15 protein-coding genes are annotated in these 19316 nt (G+C 35.3%); 10 read left to right on the top strand and 5 right to left on the bottom strand.

The window, feature by feature from the left end:
- Nucleotides 1-7 precede the first annotated feature (7 nt).
- The 5 genes from H9L01_RS09910 to H9L01_RS09890 all read left to right on the top strand — a co-directional run bounded on the left by H9L01_RS09910 (nt 8) and on the right by H9L01_RS09890 (nt 7383).
- Nucleotides 8-604 carry a hypothetical protein gene (locus H9L01_RS09910; RefSeq protein ID WP_187533790.1) on the top strand — a complete coding sequence of 199 codons (597 nt, stop codon included), beginning with the start codon at nt 8-10 and terminating at the stop codon, nt 602-604.
- Nucleotides 523-4722 (top strand): glycosyl hydrolase family 8, encoded by a 4200-nt coding sequence (locus H9L01_RS09905; protein ID WP_187533789.1) that lies wholly within the window; start codon nt 523-525, stop codon nt 4720-4722. The genes H9L01_RS09910 and H9L01_RS09905 overlap by 82 nt, the downstream gene beginning before the upstream one ends.
- 113 nt (nt 4723-4835) lie before the next feature.
- Nucleotides 4836-5720, top strand: coding sequence for a fructose bisphosphate aldolase (locus tag H9L01_RS09900; RefSeq protein WP_187533788.1), 885 nt, complete (start codon nt 4836-4838; stop codon nt 5718-5720).
- A gap of 173 nt (nt 5721-5893) precedes the next feature.
- A complete protein-coding gene (locus tag H9L01_RS09895; protein WP_187533787.1) occupies nt 5894-6436 on the top strand; it encodes a LemA family protein in 543 nt (180 codons plus the stop codon).
- A gap of 2 nt (nt 6437-6438) precedes the next feature.
- A complete protein-coding gene (locus tag H9L01_RS09890) occupies nt 6439-7383 on the top strand; it encodes a DUF3137 domain-containing protein (RefSeq protein ID WP_187533786.1) in 945 nt (314 codons plus the stop codon).
- A 55-nt stretch (nt 7384-7438) separates the two neighbouring features.
- On the opposite strand, the gene phnE (H9L01_RS09885) is transcribed toward H9L01_RS09890, so the two are convergent.
- From phnE (H9L01_RS09885) to H9L01_RS09870, 4 genes are read right to left on the bottom strand one after another with little or no spacing between them, the layout of a single operon-like run.
- Nucleotides 7439-8242, bottom strand: coding sequence for a phosphonate ABC transporter, permease protein PhnE (gene phnE / locus H9L01_RS09885; protein ID WP_187533785.1), 804 nt, complete (start codon nt 8240-8242; stop codon nt 7439-7441).
- Nucleotides 8242-9063, bottom strand: a complete 822-nt coding sequence (gene phnE / locus H9L01_RS09880) for a phosphonate ABC transporter, permease protein PhnE (RefSeq protein ID WP_187533784.1) — start codon at nt 9061-9063, stop codon at nt 8242-8244. The genes phnE (H9L01_RS09885) and phnE (H9L01_RS09880) overlap by 1 nt, the downstream gene beginning before the upstream one ends.
- 1 nt (nt 9064) lies before the next feature.
- On the bottom strand, nt 9065-9832 hold the full coding sequence (gene phnC, locus H9L01_RS09875; protein ID WP_187533783.1) for a phosphonate ABC transporter ATP-binding protein: 768 nt from the start codon (nt 9830-9832) through the stop codon (nt 9065-9067).
- Nucleotides 9833-9886: 54 nt separating this feature from the next.
- On the bottom strand, nt 9887-10903 hold the full coding sequence (locus H9L01_RS09870) for a phosphate/phosphite/phosphonate ABC transporter substrate-binding protein (protein WP_187533782.1): 1017 nt from the start codon (nt 10901-10903) through the stop codon (nt 9887-9889).
- A 247-nt stretch (nt 10904-11150) separates the two neighbouring features.
- Between H9L01_RS09870 and H9L01_RS09865 the strand changes: the two genes are divergently transcribed.
- Complete coding sequence (locus H9L01_RS09865; RefSeq protein WP_187533781.1) at nt 11151-12110, top strand: LacI family DNA-binding transcriptional regulator; 960 nt, start codon at nt 11151-11153, stop codon at nt 12108-12110.
- Nucleotides 12111-12196: 86 nt separating this feature from the next.
- Nucleotides 12197-12817 carry a hypothetical protein gene (locus tag H9L01_RS09860; protein WP_187533780.1) on the top strand — a complete coding sequence of 207 codons (621 nt, stop codon included), beginning with the start codon at nt 12197-12199 and terminating at the stop codon, nt 12815-12817.
- 34 nt (nt 12818-12851) lie between these two features.
- Here H9L01_RS09860 and H9L01_RS09855 read toward each other — a convergent pair whose 3' ends face one another.
- A complete protein-coding gene (locus H9L01_RS09855) occupies nt 12852-13814 on the bottom strand; it encodes a helix-turn-helix domain-containing protein (RefSeq protein ID WP_187533779.1) in 963 nt (320 codons plus the stop codon).
- Nucleotides 13815-14139: 325 nt separating this feature from the next.
- Here H9L01_RS09855 and H9L01_RS09850 point away from each other — a divergent pair, with 325 nt between their 5' ends.
- Genes H9L01_RS09850 through H9L01_RS09840 form a run of 3 tightly spaced genes read left to right on the top strand, consistent with a single transcriptional unit; the run spans nt 14140 to nt 19219 of the window.
- Nucleotides 14140-15459, top strand: a complete 1320-nt coding sequence (locus tag H9L01_RS09850; RefSeq protein ID WP_187533778.1) for a CCA tRNA nucleotidyltransferase — start codon at nt 14140-14142, stop codon at nt 15457-15459.
- Nucleotides 15456-16157, top strand: coding sequence for an ABC transporter ATP-binding protein (locus tag H9L01_RS09845; RefSeq protein WP_187533777.1), 702 nt, complete (start codon nt 15456-15458; stop codon nt 16155-16157). Before H9L01_RS09850 ends, H9L01_RS09845 begins: the two co-directional genes overlap by 4 nt.
- Nucleotides 16151-19219: an ABC transporter permease gene (locus tag H9L01_RS09840; RefSeq protein WP_187533776.1), complete on the top strand. Its 3069-nt coding sequence runs from the start codon at nt 16151-16153 to the stop codon at nt 19217-19219. Before H9L01_RS09845 ends, H9L01_RS09840 begins: the two co-directional genes overlap by 7 nt.
- Nucleotides 19220-19316: the final 97 nt, after the last annotated feature.

Genomic DNA, 19316 nt, shown 5'->3' with positions numbered 1-19316 from the left:
GGGAATTATGAAATACATTCTCAAAAAATTGAGAGTTTTATTGTTGATTGTAGCTTTAAGCGTTGCAAGCATTCCGATTGCACATGCAGATGAGGCAAAATCAGATTTAATTGCCGAGTTTACTTTTAAAGAAGAGAGCAAGCATGGTGTCTATCGAGCACAAAATGGACAATACCGAAGCTCCGCGACGTTTGAAGCGAAGGGAGGTCCTTATTTGGAAGGTGTAGATTCTCAAGGAACTCTAAGCTATTGGGGTTGGAGTGCTGATGAAGAAGTAGAACAATACTGGTTAATGATTGTTCCAACACTTGGATATAAAAATTTGAAACTATCTTCGAGTCAAACTTCTTCAGGATCAGGACCTAAAGATTTTAAAATTCAGGCAAGTTTAGATGGTACAAATTGGGAAAATATTGATGATGAAACGTTAGTAATGAGCAAAGAAAAATATACAAATGAATCAAGATTGAACCAGAAAGAGTTGCCATCAATTTTCGATAATGAATCATTAGTCTATATTCGATGGAAGAAACACACTGCAGTAAGTACGAGCGGGGAGACATTGGAGGTTATGGTTCAAATCGAATTAAAGAAGTTAAAATAGAAGGATTACGAATCAATGACTCAGAAATTTCTGAGCCTATCCGCGATCTTAATGTTCTTCCAGTTAATGGTGCAAAAAAAGTATCGGAAGATACAAAGATAGAAGCAACATTTAATTATGATATAAAATTAGTATCAGATAATATCACGATGATCGGAAATAAAGGACATATCCCAAATATAACTTTTGAAATTGAAAATAACAAAATTAAAATCAATCACGAAACATTGAATTTTGGAGAAGAGTATACAGTTAGAATTAATAAGGAGTCATTGGAGGGAACGGATAATCAAAAATTAGTGCGGGATGTAATCTGGTCGTTCGAAACACAGGTTTCACCTTTTATTCCTAAACTCATGAATATGACCTTTGCAAAATCTCCGAAAACATCAATGGGATTTGCGTGGTATACTGACTCAAATACTGAATCAATCGTTCAAATAGTAGAAGCGTCTCAAGTTATTGATGAGAAGTTTCCTCTTGATTCATATCAAGTTTACAAAGGGATTAGTGATAGAGTAGAGACGTATCTTGACGAAAATGATCGAAAAACTGATAATAAGCATGTTTTTTATTCTCATAAAGTTGATGCTCTAGATTTAAAGCCTGGAACACAATACCGATTCCGTCTGGGAAATGGTTTTGAATGGTCAAAAATCGGTTCTTTCACCACTGATACAGAAGAAAACTCAAGCTTTCATTTTATTGTAGGAGCAGATTCCCAAGCTTCATCTCTTGAAAACTTTAAACCATGGGCAGATACTTTTAGAAAAGCACGAAATCATATTGACGACCCTAAGTTTTTAATTCTTGCGGGAGATCTTGTAGATAATGGTGATTTAGAATCACATTGGCAATATATGTTAAGTGTCGCAGAAGATTCGCTTCTAAATGTTCCTTTTGTTCCTGTTTTAGGAGGACACGAGGTAAACGATTATGATGGGGATGTTACTACTGAAAATAATAATTTTTATAACCACTTTAACTTGGAAAGAAATGTAGTAGAGGGAACTCATGATGGTTCCGTTTACTCATACGAATATGGAGATGCTCTTTTCATGGTTTTTAACTCTCAATTTGAAGGTGGTCTTGCTGAAAATGGCGAATATATAGCTTGGGAAGATTCAGAGTTTAGGGCACAAGTTGACTGGATGCGGCATACAGTAGCTAAGTCAGAAAAGAAATGGAAGTTTGTAACATTCCATAAGTCCCCTTATGCAGCAGGCGATAACTCGGCTCAATGGGAAGATGAACGCGTTCAATTCTATCGAAAGCATCTTATTCCTGTATTTGATGAGCTGGCTATAGATATGGTTTTTGAAGCACATGACCATATGTACATGAGATCTTTTCAAATGCTCGGAAATGAAGTAATTCCATTCGAAAGTATTGAGAAAGATTCAGACGGTAATTATATTAATCCAAAGGGAACTGTCTATTTAATGCCAAATGCATTGGGGAATAAATTTTATACAAAAAATAACCAACACTATTTGGATGAAAATTGGGATGCAGTCGAAATAATTGGAGAAGATGGAAAACCAATTCCTTATGACGATTTCTTTGCTGCTATCGATGAACAACCATTTAAAAAAATGTTTACAGATATGGGAATTAGTGAAAACATCCTAACAATGACTTCTTATACAGCAGCCGTTGAGGACGAGGGGAAAGCAAATACGGTTGGTGATGGTTTGGTTGAATATGATAAATATGGAATTGTCAGAACAGACGAAGCTCCTAATCAAATCTCTAACCTTACTTATACCGCGAATAATGATGAGCTGGAACTAAGTTGGAGTAAACCAGATAAAGGTGCTCCGGTTCGTGGATATAGAGTGTATGAAAGTAACGATAAAATGGGAACTCACTGGTCTCAGTATATTGAGACTGATGAAGATAATATTCATTTGAAAATTGATAAAATAAATCCGAATATTAAGTACTCGTTCAATGTCGTACCGGTTGGAATCCGTACGAATGGACAGGTATCAAGTATTATTATTAATTCACAGCAAGAGGGAAATGAACCTCCTACGACACCTAAAAATGTTATAGGAAAAGCAATAAGTCAGTATGAAGTTGAAATTTCTTGGGAATCTAGTATTAGTGATACAGGCATTAAGTATTATAAAATATATAGAGATAATGTTTTCATTGGAATTTCGCGTTCTACGAGCTTTAGAGATTCAGGACTGCTTCAGAAAACCAATTATAATTACGAGGTATCAGCAGTGAACGATGAGGACATCGAATCTCAAAAATCAGATAAAGTTATCATTATGACTCTTGAAGGACATATTGGACGAAGTTTTCCTCAGCATACTCGCTACGTATCGGATTCAATTAGACCAAATCATATTAGTCAGGAAGAAATGGATCAGACAGTACAAAGACTATTCACTGAGTGGAAGCAAAAGTATTTAAAAGTAGATCCAAATAATATTGATCAGAAGTATGTTTGGTATTCTGACGGAAATCCCGATGACTATGAGGACAATGAAATTACGGTTTCGGAAGCTCATGGTTATGGAATGATAATATTAGCGATGATGGCAAATCAATATAATCATACTCAATCTGATTATGATGCGATGTTTAGATATTTTAAGGCACATCCATCAGAAATAAACTCTAATCTAATGGCTTGGCAACAAGGGTTAGTTGATGGAGTTATTGTAGATATCAATGGCGCTGATTCAGCAATTGATGGTGATATGGATATCGCTTATTCACTAATACTTGCCCATGAACAGTGGGGAAGCTTGGGTAATATTAATTACTTAACGGAAGCTAGAAAAGTTATTGATGCTATTATGGAAAGCGAAGTAGACCATGAAAGGTGGACCCTTAATCTTGCTGATTGGGCAAATAGTGATAAGTATCTTGGAGCAACACGTCCATCTGATTGGATGATGCAACATCTTAAAGATTTTAGAATAGTGAGTGGAGATGTGCGTTGGGATAACGTGATTAATAATACCTACGAACTATCTGAAACTATTTATAAAGAATATAGTACAGATACAGGTCTGTTACCGGATTTTATTGTTTTAGATGAGGGAAAACATATTCCTGCGCCTTCGGAATTTTTAGAATCTGAAAATGATGGAAATTATTACTACAACTCAGCTCGAACTCCATGGAGACTAGCAACTGATTATTTAGTTACAGGAGAAAAACGTGCATATAGTCAACTGGAAACTCTGAATAGATGGCTAAGAGAATCAACAAGTGATGATGTAAACGAAATTAAATCGGGATTTACATTAAATGGAGAAGTTGTAGGTGATTGGCAAGATTTAACCTTTACGGCGCCATTCATGGTGAGCGCAATGATGCACGCAGATCATCAGACATGGTTAAATGACCTGTGGGATTTAAATGCTTCTGCAGATACTCAAGATGAAGTATATTTTGGAAATAATTTAAGATTGTTAAGTATGATTGTTGTATCTGGGAACTGGTTCACCCCAACTGTCAAAGATACACTAGCCCCCACAGCACCAGTTATAGATAAGGTAGATATTGTATCGCAAAGTAGTGTACAAATTGAATGGCTCAAATCAGAGGATAATATGGGTATCAAGCTATATCATGTATATCGCGATGGTGTCGAAATTGCGTCGACGGAAAATCTCTATTATCTCGATTCCAATCTTAGCTCAGAACATAACTATCAATACTGGGTAGTTGCGGAAGATACGGCTGGTAATTATTCTAAAGCAAGTAATACTCGGATTGTTACAATAAAACAAAATGAAGTTGATCAAATAGATTTGAATTCTTTAATTCAACTTATTCAGGAATCTGATTTAAAACATAAAGATTATTATACAGAATTGACTTGGATTCCTTTTGAAACCGCTCGAAAAGAAGCACATGACTTTATTAAAAATATAAATGAAGAAACAACGCAAGAGATGGTTGATTTGATGTATTCAAATTTAAAGAGTGCTATGAACAATCTCAAAGTCCGAGATAATGGTAAAGTTCCAGAAACTGAATACCCTAATGGTAAATTACCTGGGACCGGAATGAGTACAAGTGGAATATATATAATAGGAATTGGATTTATACTCCTAGGATTTCTATTTATTAAAGTTAAAAAATCGTAATTTCTAGAGTGTCTCGTAAGAGATACTCTTTTTATGCTCAAATAAAAAATATTGATTTGCTTTAATGATTATGTTTGAGGGTATATAATATATCTATGGAAGGAAGTGAAAGTATGGATAATGTTAAATTATCGCGAATGAGAAATGATCAAGGATTTATTGCAGCATTGGATCAAAGTGGTGGAAGTACGCCTAAGGCATTAAGACAGTATGGTGTCATGGAAACAGATTATCACAATGAAACTGAAATGTTTGATAAAGTACATGAGATGAGAACGCGTATTATTACGTCACCTGCTTTTAATTCGAATAAAATACTGGGTGCCATTCTGTTTGAACAAACAATGGACCGAATGATTTATGATAAGTATACTGCTGACTATCTCTGGAATGTAAAAGGGATTTTACCATTCTTAAAGGTAGATAAAGGATTGGCGGATGAGGTAGATGGGGTTCAACTCATGAAACCGATGACTGAACTTGAAACGCTCCTTAAACATGCAGTAGAGAGAAATATTTTTGGTACGAAGATGCGATCGGTCATCAAGAAGGCATCTGCAGAAGGTATCGAAAGAATTGTTGCACAGCAATTTGAAGTTGCGAAGATAATTGCTTCTTATGGTTTAGTTCCTATCATCGAACCTGAAGTAGATATTACTATTGAAGATAAAGCAGAAGCTGAAGTTCTTTTAAAGGGAGCATTACTAAGACATTTAGCACTCCTTGATGATGAACAAGTAATGTTTAAATTGAGTATTCCTAGTGTTGATAATTTCTATGAATCTCTTATGAAGGACAAACATGTCGTGAGAGTTGTTGCTCTTTCTGGTGGGTATTCACAAGAAGAAGCTGATCGTCGACTTGCTCGTAATCATGGATTGATTGCAAGTTTCTCTCGTGCGTTAGTCGAAGGTATCACAGTTCAATTGACGGATGAAGAATTTGATAAAAAACTTCAAACATCAATTGATGCAATTGCTAAAGCATCTGAATCTTAATATTTAAACCTCTTCATTAATAGGAAGAGGTTTTCTTATGTTAATAAGTCAAAACAGATGAATCGTCTCAAAGTGGTTAATTTAAAGTGTAATAAAACTATCACAAAGTCTCACTGGGATATCATTGACATCAAGTATGGAATTCGATACCTTTAAATAAAGAAGGTGAAAGTATGTGGGTAGTTGTTGGAGTTGTAGTTGTATTTTTAGTATTTACGATTGGGTATTATAATAAAATCAAAACAAATGAAATTAAAGTTCAAGAAGGTTATTCTGGGATTGATGTCGCATTATCCAAAAGATACAATGTTATTATTAATTTAGTTGAGGTAGTTAAGGGTTATTCAAAGCATGAACGAGATACATTGGAACTTGTGATTAAAGCACGCAATGACCTCCTAGTGAGTCGAAGTGAGTATGAATATCAACTTAATCAAACGGTATCTCAATTATTAGCTCTTTCTGAGAACTATCCCGAGCTTAAGAGTAGCGAACAATACTTAATGCTGCAAAGAGCGTTAGCGGACACTGAGGAGCATCTGCAGGCTGCAAGGCGCCTTTATAATCATAATGTGAGCCAATTAAATCAAAGTATCTCAATGTTTCCTGGTAGTATGATAAATGGTCTTGCTAAAGCGAAACCTGCATCATTTTATGAAGCACAGTACGAAGAACGTATTTTACCAAGTATATCCTTTGACGTAATAGAGAGGTAAGTATGGAAATTAACAAGGAAGAAATTGCGAAAATAAGAAATGAACTCTCAAAAGAATATGAAGCATCATCTAAGGCCACCACAATTAACATGTTCCTACTTGTTGTATTTTTAATGTTTCCAATAGCTGGATCATTAAAAATTCTTAACGATCCAGGTGATGCATCTATGGTGGATATTGTATTACCCACGATAATTGCACTCATTGCTACTTCTATGGTTCGATACTTATACGTCGTGCCCAAAACAAAAAAATACAAAGACAGTGTAAAGAAGGTAATAAATAGCCTTGTATTTGAAAAAATGTTTGAGAATGTATCGTTTGCACCTGAGACAGGAATATCAAGAACTGAGTTAAAAACAATTGAACTCATTCCTTTTGGAAATCGATATAGTAGTAATGATCTTCTGAAAGGAAGAAAAGATGGTGTGGATTTTTCACGTGCTGATGTTTGGACATATACCGAAAGAACAGATAGTGATGGTAATACAACTACAAACACTGATTTCAAGGGACAGGTATACAAATTTAATTTTCATAAAGATACAATAAATTATGTACAAATTAAAGATAAGAAATTCCTCAGTGGTATCTTTAAAGGTCACAAACTTCCAAATGTTCATAAAATTACGTTTGAGGATGACCGTTTTAATGAACGTTTTGATGTCTATACTAACGATGAAGAAGAGTCTTTTTATGTTTTTACACCTCATTTTATGGAAAAAGTAATGAATCTGAAAGATAAATTCCACGCAAGGTTGAGTGTGGTTGTAACAGAAGGAGTTATTTATATTGCTGCGAATACTGGTGGTGATGCATTTGAGATAAAAAACAATCAAGAAGTAACAGATACATTCATCCAAGATGTAATATCCGAGGCTAATATAATATCTGAATTAATAACTGACTTGGGATTGGATTCTGATTTATTTAAACAAAGAAACTAAAAAACTCTCCAACTATCGTATTTGATTCTGATAGTAAAGAGAGTTTTTAATTTTTCTATGATAATTTGGATCTGATGCGTGAAGACAATGCTTCAACAACAACAACTAAGATAATGAGACCCCAAAGTAATGCACCAGCATCTGCCCATCTAAAACCAGACATTGCGAAGAGTAATGGAGCACCAATACCGCCAGCACCAACAAGGCCTAAAATTGATGCGTTCTTAACATTAATTTCAAATCGATAGATAGAAATTGAAGCAAAGTTTCCCATTAACTGAGGAATTATACCATAACGGATTTTTTGAATGGTGTTACATCCTGAAGCATCTAAAGATTCAATAATACCTTGATCTAAATCTTCAATGACTTCCACAAACATTTTAGATATCATTCCGATTGAAGTAATCGCGAGAGTAAGAACACCTGTAAAGGCACCAGGGCCAGATACTCTTATTAGCATAAGACCATAAACAAAAGGTGGGAATGTACGGATTACTGTAATTACGAAAGTTCCAATCCAAGAAAATTTCTTAGAGACAATATTCTCTGATGATAGAAATGCAATAGGAATTGAAAGGACAAGTCCTACAAAGGTTCCTAAGAATGCAATCGCTACTGTTTCGAATACGAGATATGGAACACCTTCTTTTGAAAGTGTGAAGAGTACTTCCCAGTTGGGTTTGAGTATTCCCATAAGAATACTATTTACAATATCCATTCCATTTTCAACAATACCATTATAATCAACATAGGGAACAGATAATAAGGTAATACCTACTACGATTAAAGAAATAAAAATGATTCTTTTGTATTTTTTGGGACGGTTATCATAAACCGTTTGAACTGTTGGATTCATTACGATAACCTCTTTCTAATTTGACGACTCAAAGCTTCAATGCAGACGACACTTACCAATAAGATAAGTAGAATTGTTGCAAGGTTTTGATATTGACGCCATCCAATGCTTTGATTCATTAGAGTACCAATTCCACCAGCACCTACATACCCTAAAACAGCGGCAGAACGAATATTCATCTCCAAGTTATAGAGGATGGTCGAAAGGTAAAGACCGCTAATTTGAGGTATTACAGAAGCAATAAATGATTGAAATCGCGAAGCACCTGTAGAAATACTTGCTTCAAAGGGTCCCATATCTACCATTTCAATTTGTTCGTAAGTCATTTTGGTAACAATTGAAAAAGTAAATAAGAAGATTGCTATCATTCCGGCAAAGGTTCCCAAACCAAAAATATAAGTCATGATCAAGGCAATAATCAGAACTGGAATCGTTCTAAAAATACTCATGATAAATCGTATAATTGTACGAGTAACGGTATTTTGATTCATATTGGTTGCAGAAAGGTATGCCACAGGAAGGGCAAAGATAGCTGCAAGCAATGTACCGAGAAATGACATTGCGAAAGTTTGTAGCATTGGATTCATAACGTCTTTAGCAAACCCGAGGTTGGGTGGCATCATTCGTGTTAAGAATTTAAAGAATTCACTCCCACCTTGAATAAGCATTGAAAAGTTAAAACCTGTAATTTTTGCACTTAGATAAATTAGAATAATCAGAATGATTGAAATGATGACATTCATTCTGATGGGTGGTTTCACAACCTTTCCATTATCTAAAGTGATACTTTTAGGATAGAGTATCGACTTAAGAAAGGACATCTTACTTCACTCCCATCATTTCATCATCATTGAGAGAACGACCATACACAAGTTCCAATACTTCTTCATTTACTTCAGAACTGGGGCCATCAAAGACAATTTGACCTGCCTTGATACCAATGACACGTTTGGCATAATTTAGTGCTAAATCAACGTGATGCATGTTAACGATAACAGTAATGTTTGTTTTCTCATTAATCTTCACGAAGTCTGCCATAACTTGTTGGGCTGTAATTGGATCCAATGAAGCAACTGGTTCATCAGCAAGAATAATTTGAGGTTTCTGCGCCAAACATCTTGCAAGAGCAACACGTTGCTGTTGACCACCACTAAGTTCGTCTGCACGACTGTATGCTTTATCGAGGATTCCGACTTGATCCAAGCTCTCAAGAGCAGAAAGTGTATCTTCTTTTGAATAGAGGCCTAATAAACTTTTGAACCAAGGCATTTCCGCGACACGTGCTGTAAGAACATTCTTAATAACTGTTGTACGCTTTACAAGATTAAATGATTGAAATACCATTCCAATTTGACGACGAAACTTACGAAGTGATTTACCGCTAAGTGAAGAAACATCTTGACCATTTACGATCAGTTCTCCTCCAGTGATTGGATGCATCTGATTAATGCTTCGAAGTAATGTAGACTTACCAGCACCTGATAGGCCGATGATTGCGACAAACTCACCTTGTTCAATTTCTAAATTAACACCATCCAAGGCTTTTACACCGTTAGGATATACTTTACTAACATTATTAAATTTAATCATAAAAACTCTCCTACTTTAAAAAAGCGGGTCACCCCGCTTAAGAACTGAATACTATTACTGTTTCTTTAATAACTCGAGTACTTTACGTGATGAGTCATAGTCTTTGTCTGTGACTTCTTTATATCCAGTGTGGTTATAAATCTCAATTGCTTTTTTACCATCTTCTGTTTTAGCAATTTCGATAAATGTTTTTTGAAGTGCTTTTTTGAATTCATCATCAACAAGTTTGTTCGATACTGAAATTGTATCATTCATGATTCCTTCAGTAACTCCGATAACATCAACTTCAGTCCAGATATTTTCTTTTTTCCATTCTTCAGTCCAGTTTTTCTCGTAGTCACGGCGAATATCTGCATATCCGACACCAACATCACATTGTCCTGTAGCAAGACGTGCTGCAGTATCTGGGTAGCCTGTAACTTCTACTTTGTTTGTTAAATCAGCAATCATTTTTCCATCATAGTTTTCTGATAACCATAATGAAGGGTATACATAACCAGCAGATGAGGTTGTATTTGAATGACACCATGTAGCACCATTTAAATCGTCCCAACTTAATTTTTTACCACTGTTTACGATTTCTGCAAGTTCACGTCCTTTTGAAGATGTTCCTGCATAAATTAATGAACGATAGAATGTAACTTGGTCAGTAACTGGAAGTGTTGGTTGACCATCATTCCAATCTTTAGCATTTTCTGAATCTTTGTTTAAACCATCTCTAGAAGCTGCCAAGATAACATCGACATTCTTATCTTCTGAGTATAAAGCATATGTACTTGCAGGGATGAAACCAATATGTGCTTTTCCAGCATCAAGTGCTTCTCCAGCTGCTTCGTAGTTTGGTGAAATCTCAATCTTCACATTACCAATTGTGTAACCTTCTTCTTTTAATTGATCAGTAATCAATGCTTTAAGTGGTTCAGTTTTGGCTGCGATTTCTTTTGGATCACGGCTTGGAACGAAAAAGACCGTTAATTCATCAATATTTTTTGATGCTTTATCATTACCTTTTGCGCTACAACCTGTTAAAAACAAAATCATGACTAGGAATACTAATAGATTTTTTTTCATTGTCCCCTCCTGTGTGTTTAATTTGGACAAGACTATAATTTCATATTTCAATAATAAATTCAACTCGAAATTCACAAATTTACACACTTTTAACAAACCCACTCCCAAAGCTGTATTTCACAGTTAATCATGCCTATATTTTCACAACTTAGTCTGTGAAGATAATGGGATTGCGTAAAAATAATACCAAGTTCAAAGCCATCGGTTAGAGTCATAAAATGGTATACTGTTTCTAAAGGAGCGTGCTATGGTTAATATTCGAGATATTGCGAAAGAGGCGAATGTATCTGTATCAACAGTGTCACGAGTTCTTAATAATCATCCCTATGTTTCTGATGCGGTTCGAAGTCGTGTTCTAGAAATTGTGGATGAGTATAACTATGTAAGTAACTCTAATGCCGTTAAATTAAGTAAAGGAAAAACTCAGTGTGTGGGACTTGTTGTTCCTGAAGTAGATTATTATGGCTATGATACCGTCTCAAAGGGTATTATTGATGCTGCCAATCAAGATGGTTACAATGTGATGTTGTTATGTTCTAACTATGAGATAGAAAGAGAACTTGTTTTCTTAGAAATGCTGCGTAAGAAAGAGTTGGATGGACTTATCTTTATTTCGAAGGCATGTGAGGATCATTACTTAACAGAATACTCTAAATATGGTCCAATCACTATCTGTCGAGAGAAGGTTGTTACGGGTGCTACCAATGTGTATCCAAGAAGAATTGCCTCGTATTATGAAATCTACCAACATTTATTGGATTATGGATGTACTGATATCTTCACAACAACGAATAAATCCGTTGAACTGAGCCGAAGTACGCAAGCCAAATGGCGGGCATATGAGGAAACACTTAAAAAACCTGCAGAAAGTCAGTTTTTTCATGCAGTTTTTTCCGACAAAAACACAGGTGGGGTTATGAATAAAATTCATGATCAAGTAAATAATAATGCTATTGTCGGTATTTTTGTGGATTCAGATGAAGTAGGTGCAAGCCTCATCGTAGAGGCAAAGAAAAAAGGTTTTGTTCATCACCAAAACTTCTTCATTATTAGTGAAGGGAATACGTATATGAGCACATTAATGAATTTCACAAGTATTGATTATAATTTAATAACGGTAGGTAAGAAACTCTATCAATATTTATTTACTGATAATCCTACATCTGTTGCTATTGACTATGAAATGATAGAAATTAAAAAAATATGAATAATTGAGTGTTGACATGAAACGCGTTCCATACCCTACAATGATTTTGTAATTGATTTACAACGTCATTCTTAGGAGGTATGAATATGACTCAACATAGGAACTCAAACGAAAATACAGTACGTAATTATTGGAAATCGCTACCGAATTATCCCAGTGATTTGTTAGAAAAGTGGTTTTACCATCATGAAGAATCTGAACTCGTGGGTACACTGTCAATGCTTGATAGAGATGGAGCGTTAAAATCTCGATCACTCAAGATTGAATCTATTGATGCATTCGGTAATTTCTATATTGCCATGAACATAGATAGTTTCTGGATGGACTTAACAGAGTCTCAAAGTGTTAGTTTGAGTTTTAATAATTATGATACCTATCAACAAGCAAACCTACAAGGTACTATTGAAATAACACGTGTTCAAGATAGTCTTAGGAATTATTTAAAGCAAGATAGTAGTGTGAGAGCTTATTCGTTAATCAGTGACTACCCCCAGCCTGTAGTTTCAAAGTTTGAAGCATGTGCTCGTTTTGCATGGAAAAAACAAGAAATTGAAAATCGGGATCAAGAAATAAATCCAAATTGGACATTATTTATCATTAAGCCACATAAATTTGAATTTATCGTGACATCAAAAGACGACATGCCAGAATGTCTTGAGTATATAAAAAGAGATGACCACTGGTGTCATCAATATCAATGGATATAATAGGGTCAGAAACCAAAGTTTCTGACCCTAAGTCTTAGTTATCACCAAATAAAGCTTCAATGGCGCCATATAAAACACCAGCAACGACCCAGATAACCCATGTGATATGCCATGCAAAGGTTAAGAAGCTAACTGCTAAATAAATTGCGGTGATGGTACACCAGTAAGCACCACTGATACGATCCATTTTCTTGCGATTTGTTTTTCGAGCAACTTGATAGTCACCTTCTTGAAGAAGTTTTTTATAACTTCCATAAACCATCCCTACTTTAATAATAAATGAGACACCAATTGAAACTAAAATTAGAAGTAAAGCAATGGCAATGAAATACTCATCTTCAGGACGATTCAACATCATCATAAAAAAGATTGGTAATACGGATAAAATGCATAAGCCAATTCCGATAATCAGTGTTATCCGATATTTCTGTTCGAAGCTTTTTTTACGTTGTCTAACAATACCTTCAACACCATAGGCTAAATTAAACGGCTCTTGATCTAAGTATTGGAACTCACTAAGTTGCATTCCGTAATAAATAAAGTGACCAACTGCAATCGCGACAACTACAATTAAGAATATGAGACCGATTCCTGAGGCAACCGATTCAGAAATCTGAGTGCTTTTATTTTCAACCATACTTGTTAATACAATCAATGGAATGGGTGAGATAATACAAAGTAGCGTTCCAAATGCAATCTTAATGGCTGCACGTGCTACCGTATCCATATAATGATTCGTTTCATCAAGATTTAATGTTGGAGTTAAATCATCTGCTTCGATGGATGGTGTTGCATCCTCTACATCATCTAGAACTAAATAGTCCGTGCTAACTCCAAATAATTGACTCATTTTAATAATTTTATCCAAGTCAGGAATAGAAAGTGTACTCTCCCATTTCGACACGGCTTGTCGTGAGACTCCGAGCTTATCTGCTAATTCTTCCTGGCTATAACCTAATTGTTTTCGATGTTTAATAATCTTATCTGCTAATATCATAAACGTCCTCCTTCTGATGATTTAATTCTACCAATCCGTGCTGTTGCATACTATCATCTGTACCGTATAATATGTCAACTGAGGGTTGCAAAAGACGTAAACAGTGTAGATTATGATGGTTTTCAGAATTTAATTATACCATAGAGATAAGTTTTGAATCTTTATATATTATCTTCAATCTTTTTGTAAAAGGTGTATAATATGAACCAAAAGTGGACTACGTGTGAATCTGTAAACATATGACACCATGAAATCACTCATATTTAAAGAGATTCAAGTTACACTAAAACATTGTTATGTTACAATAATTACGCGGAGGTGTCTTATGATAAACTTAGAACCCGAAATTCAAGATGTTTTCCAAGCATTACACAGTCAGTCTTACCAAGCATATATAGTGGGTGGATTTGTTAGAGATGCACTACTAGGATATACTTCGGATGATCTGGATATTGCTACCAGTGCGACACCCGAACTGCTCGATAAAATATTTAAAGATTATAATAATTATAAAAAGAATCAGTATGGTGTTCAATTTACAGTTGAACCCTACAATGTAGAAATCACTACCATGCGTGTCGAAAGTTATGATAAAACAGTACGTCATCCGGATACTGTTACTTTTGTTGACGACGTATATGAGGATGCAAAGCGACGTGACTTCACAATTAATGCACTTTATTATGATTTAGATGAAGGATTGATTGATCCTTATAATGGATATCAAGATCTTAAAGATCAAATTTTAAGATGTATTGGCGATCCAATGATTCGGTTTAGAGAAGATCCAATTCGTGTTGCACGACTGTTTCGATTCCGCTCTGAAACTGGATTTGCACTTGAACCGGAAACGGAAAGTGCTGCTTTAAAGTTAACCAAGCTTATGAAGGGGCTTTCCAAGAGTTTGATTCGTCAAGAATTGGACCGTTACTTCGTAGGGTGTTATTTTTTAGAAACAGCGATGGGTTATCCTGAATTTTTAGGATCAATCTTTAAAGATGTGAATACAATGATTGGTTTTGATCAACACAATCCGTATCACGAATATGATTTATACAAACATACAGTAATCTGTATGAACTATTTACCCAAAGAAGCGAACTATCGTTGGGTTGCATTATTCCATGATCTTGGAAAAATCGAGACGCAAGTCTTTGATGATGAAGGCATTGCGCATTACCCAGAGCATGCAAAGCTTAGCAGTATTAAGGCTAACAAAATCTTAAGTCGTTATGGTTTTGCAAAGAAAGAAAAACAAAAGATGTTGTGGCTGATTGAAAATCATGGTTTGAAACTACAACCAACAAAAGAAGATTTACAACTCTTAGTTAAAAACAGTAATATGGAATATGCTAAAGATTTGGTTTTATTTAAGCGTGCAGATAATATGGCGAAGTCATTCCAAGCTAATTATCAATTGGAACGTTGCAACCATTTCATGCGTATTTTAGAAGAAATTGAAGTGAATGAGGACCCAACTGAAGTAACAGACCTTGCAATTAATGGAAACTTACTTAAGAAAATGGGAATCAAACTAGAAATGATTAATAAAGTTTTAAACGAACTCTTAGAACAAGTAATCTATCAGAAAGTTGAAAATGATCATAAGGCTCTCATTCGTTATGTAAAGGAGAAGTATCAATGAGTTATATTCAAATTAATGATATGAAAAAAGTATACCAAGTCGGAAATGTTGAGATAAAAGCCTCAGATGGTGTTTCTCTCGCAATCGATGAAGGTGAGTTTGTCGTGATTGTCGGTCCTTCGGGAGCTGGTAAGACAACCGTCATGAATATCCTGGGTGGCATGGACAAGCCAACATCTGGATCAGTGAAAATATCAGGTAAAGAAATCTCGAATCTGAATGATAAAGAAATGACACAGTATCGTCGTGATGATGTTGGCTTTGTATTCCAATCGTATAATTTAATTCCTAACTTAACGGCGATTGAAAATGTCGAACTTGCGACACAAATTTGTAAAGATGCTATGAATCCCCAAGAGGTTCTTGAACAAGTGGGATTAAAAGATCGAATGAATAACTTCCCAGCACAGATGAGCGGTGGGGAACAACAACGTGTTGCGATTGCTCGGGCAATTGCTAAAAACCCAAAGTTGTTACTATGTGATGAACCAACAGGGGCATTAGATACAGAAACAGGGCAACAAATTCTTAAAGTATTGAGAGAGTGTTCGGATATCTATCGCATGACAGTTGTTGTCATTACTCATAATCAAACCATTACACAACTCGCAGATCGCGTTATCGAAATTAAGAATGGTCGTGTTGAATCAGATCGTCTTAATAATGATGTGAAAGATGTAGATGAAATTGTATGGTAAAGGATATACTTCGTGAAATTAAAGCAAAATGGCTGCAGTTTGTAGCCATCCTTTTAATTACATGTCTGGGTGTTGGTTTCTTTGTGGGAATCCGTGTAACAGGCTATGACATGCGTAAAACGGCAGACCTATACATGGAAACTCACGATGTTTTAAACATGGAATTTCGTCATACTTTAGGAATTGATGATGCCATGATTGAATCGTTAAGTGAACTTGTAGATGGAAAAGCAGTAGGTGTTAATGATACCGATAGCTTTGTTAAGTCAAACTCGTTTGATGGTGTGATGAAACTCATTGAATATACGGAACTAACAGGTCAAGACACCACCTTAATTGAAGGAGAACTTCCAAAACAATCACATGAATTGGTGGCTGACCACATCCTTAAGGACCAACGTGGACTAAAACTTGGTGATATTGTTGAGATTAAAGATAACGATGTATTTGAAGCGGAGTCTTATAAAGTCGTTGGCTTTGTAGAATCAAGTCGTTATATGAATTTAGAACGTGGTAATTCACAAATTGGTTCGGGTAACATTCTTGGCTTTCTATATATAAATGAACCAGTAGCTAAGCATGATATCTACACCAGTGCTCGTTTTTACTTAAACGAAGGTGCAGATGTTGATGCGGAAATTAAGAAAGTTAAAGCTTCGGAAGATGTTTTAACACAAGCACGTTATGAAAGAGCGATAGCTCCTGAACTTGAAAAACTGAAAGATGCTGAAGCAGAATTAAAAACTGCACGCGAAGAAGCTGAAACGCAATTTGCAGACGCAAAAAAGCAATTAAATGAGGGAAAATCTAAACTAGATGGACTCTATACAACGATTGATGATGGTATCTATAAAATGGCACAAGGCCTTGATATGGAACTGGCTGCAGGATCTTTCGAAAAACAAATTGGTGATGTCTTGAGAGTTTCTCAAGAAAAACAAGTCACTGCACAGGCTGAATTAGATAAGCAACGTGGTGAGTTAACTAAGAAACAAACTGAAGTTGAAGCAGGATTAGCTCAAATTAAAGCGCAAAAAGATCCGCTTCAAAAACAATATGATGAATTGGAACAAGCAATTGAAAGTACTGATCCGTCGTCACCTGCCTATCCAGAATTAGTAAAACAATTCGAAATGGTTAAAGCTGGACTTGCAGAAATAGAAAAAAAAGAACAACCTTTGATTGAAGCTCAAACAAAGCTTACCGATGTTCTTGCTCAAATTGACGCTAAACAAACTGAAATTGATACACTCTTTGGAGAAATCAGAACAAACTCAGCTGTGTTATTGGATGTGTCAAAAACATATGATGAAGGACTTGCAACTTATACGAAACAAGAAGAAACCTATCGCTCGGAGCGTGCCAATGCATTTTCAAAAATAGATGAAGCACAACAGAAAATTGATGAAGGTTATGGAGAAATTGAGGCAAACCGAACAGGTAAGGCATTCGTACTTGGGCGTGAAGATGTCTTAATTGGTTATCGTGAATTTTATCAAGACAGTGACCGAATTGAAGCGATAGGCCAAGTATTCCCGCTTATCTTCTTTGGTGTTGCGATACTTGTAACTTTAAGTACTGTGTCCAGAATGGTTGACGAATCGAGAATGCAAATCGGAGTTTATAAAGCCTTAGGATACTCTTGGTTTAAGACCTCATTGAAATTTGTTGGATTTGCATTCATTGCTTGGTTTTTGGGATCAATTCTCGGTATTGCATTAGGATTTTATTTTATACCTACTCTAATTTATGATGCCTATCGGATTATGTACTTAACACCAGAATTAGAAACAGGTATTATTCTGTCTTATGCTTGGTTACCCTTATTGGTAAGTTTCCTTTCTTCAGTTGGAATTGCGATGGTTCGATCAATGAAAGTTAGTCGCGAAATGACTGCGAATTTACTAAGACCGCCACTTCCAAAGTCAGGTCAACGTATTTTCTTAGAAAGAATCACATTCTTATGGGAACGAATGAGTTTTCTTTATAAAGTAAGTATGCGAAATCTCTTTAGAAATAAGACGCGATTCTTAATGACAGTAATTGGTATTGGTGGTTGTTGTGGACTTCTCATTACAGGATTTGGATTACGCCATTCAATCTACTCTATTATTGATAAGCATTTCGATCAAGTCATCAATTATGATGGAATGATTACTTATAATGGTTCCGTTGATTTAACAAAAGTAGAATTAGATGGCAGCATTGAAATCATGTCTGAAGGTATTACTGTAGGAACACGAGATGCGCAACTGTTTGTGGCGGATGATCTCAAAAATCTTAACCAATTTATTAACTTTAAGGATCGTAAATCACATGATGATATCGTAGTTGATAACAGTGGTGTTATTATATCTGAAAAACTCGCAATTCTAGAGGATTTAAATGTGGGGGATTCATTCACATTCGAAATTTTGGACCGTGAGTATCAAGTTCCAATTACAGGAGTTGTTGAAAACTATGTAATGCACTATGCTTATATGAGTGATGAAACGTATCAACGTGTTACTGGCAATGAAGTTAAAGATAATGTCATCTTGTTTCAAACTGATGAAGCATCTGATACATTTAAAACAACCTTGCTAGAACAATCAGATGTATTCTCAGTATCGTTTTTAAGAGAAATGCGTGATAGTTATCAAGACGCAATGGGTAACTTTGATATTGTCATCTATGTTGTAGTCGGAGCTGCGTTTGCATTAGAACTTATTGTATTATTAAACTTAATTTCAATGAATCTTTCAGAGCGACAAAAAGAACTTGCAACCCTTAAAGTTCTCGGATTTTATCCGAAAGAACTTGCTCAATATATTTTGAGGGAAAATATTGTCCTGACCATACTCAGCCTTTTCTTTGGTGTATTCTTTGGATATTATCTCCATAAATTTGTAATCTTACAAGCTGAAATTGATGCGGTTATGTTTAACCGTGAGCTCTTATGGACCAGTGTTGCGACTTCAATTGCACTAACATTTATTATTTCAATTATCATAAATTTATTGATGGCTCGAAGAACCAATCATGTCAATATGAGTGAAGCTTTAAAGACATTTGATGATTAATTCAGATAGGGTGACAGAGGTCACCCTATTGACTTTATTTGGGGAAGTTTGTAAAATATTTGATATATATAAACGGAGGATTGTTTGTGGAAAACAG

The sequence above is a fragment of the Erysipelothrix inopinata genome, from assembly GCF_014396165.1.
In the GTDB taxonomy this organism is placed as follows: Bacteria; Bacillota_I; Bacilli_A; order Erysipelotrichales; family Erysipelotrichaceae; genus Erysipelothrix; species Erysipelothrix inopinata.
Note: the sequence above shows the minus strand (reverse complement) of the source record. Positions and strands in the feature narration are given on the sequence as shown.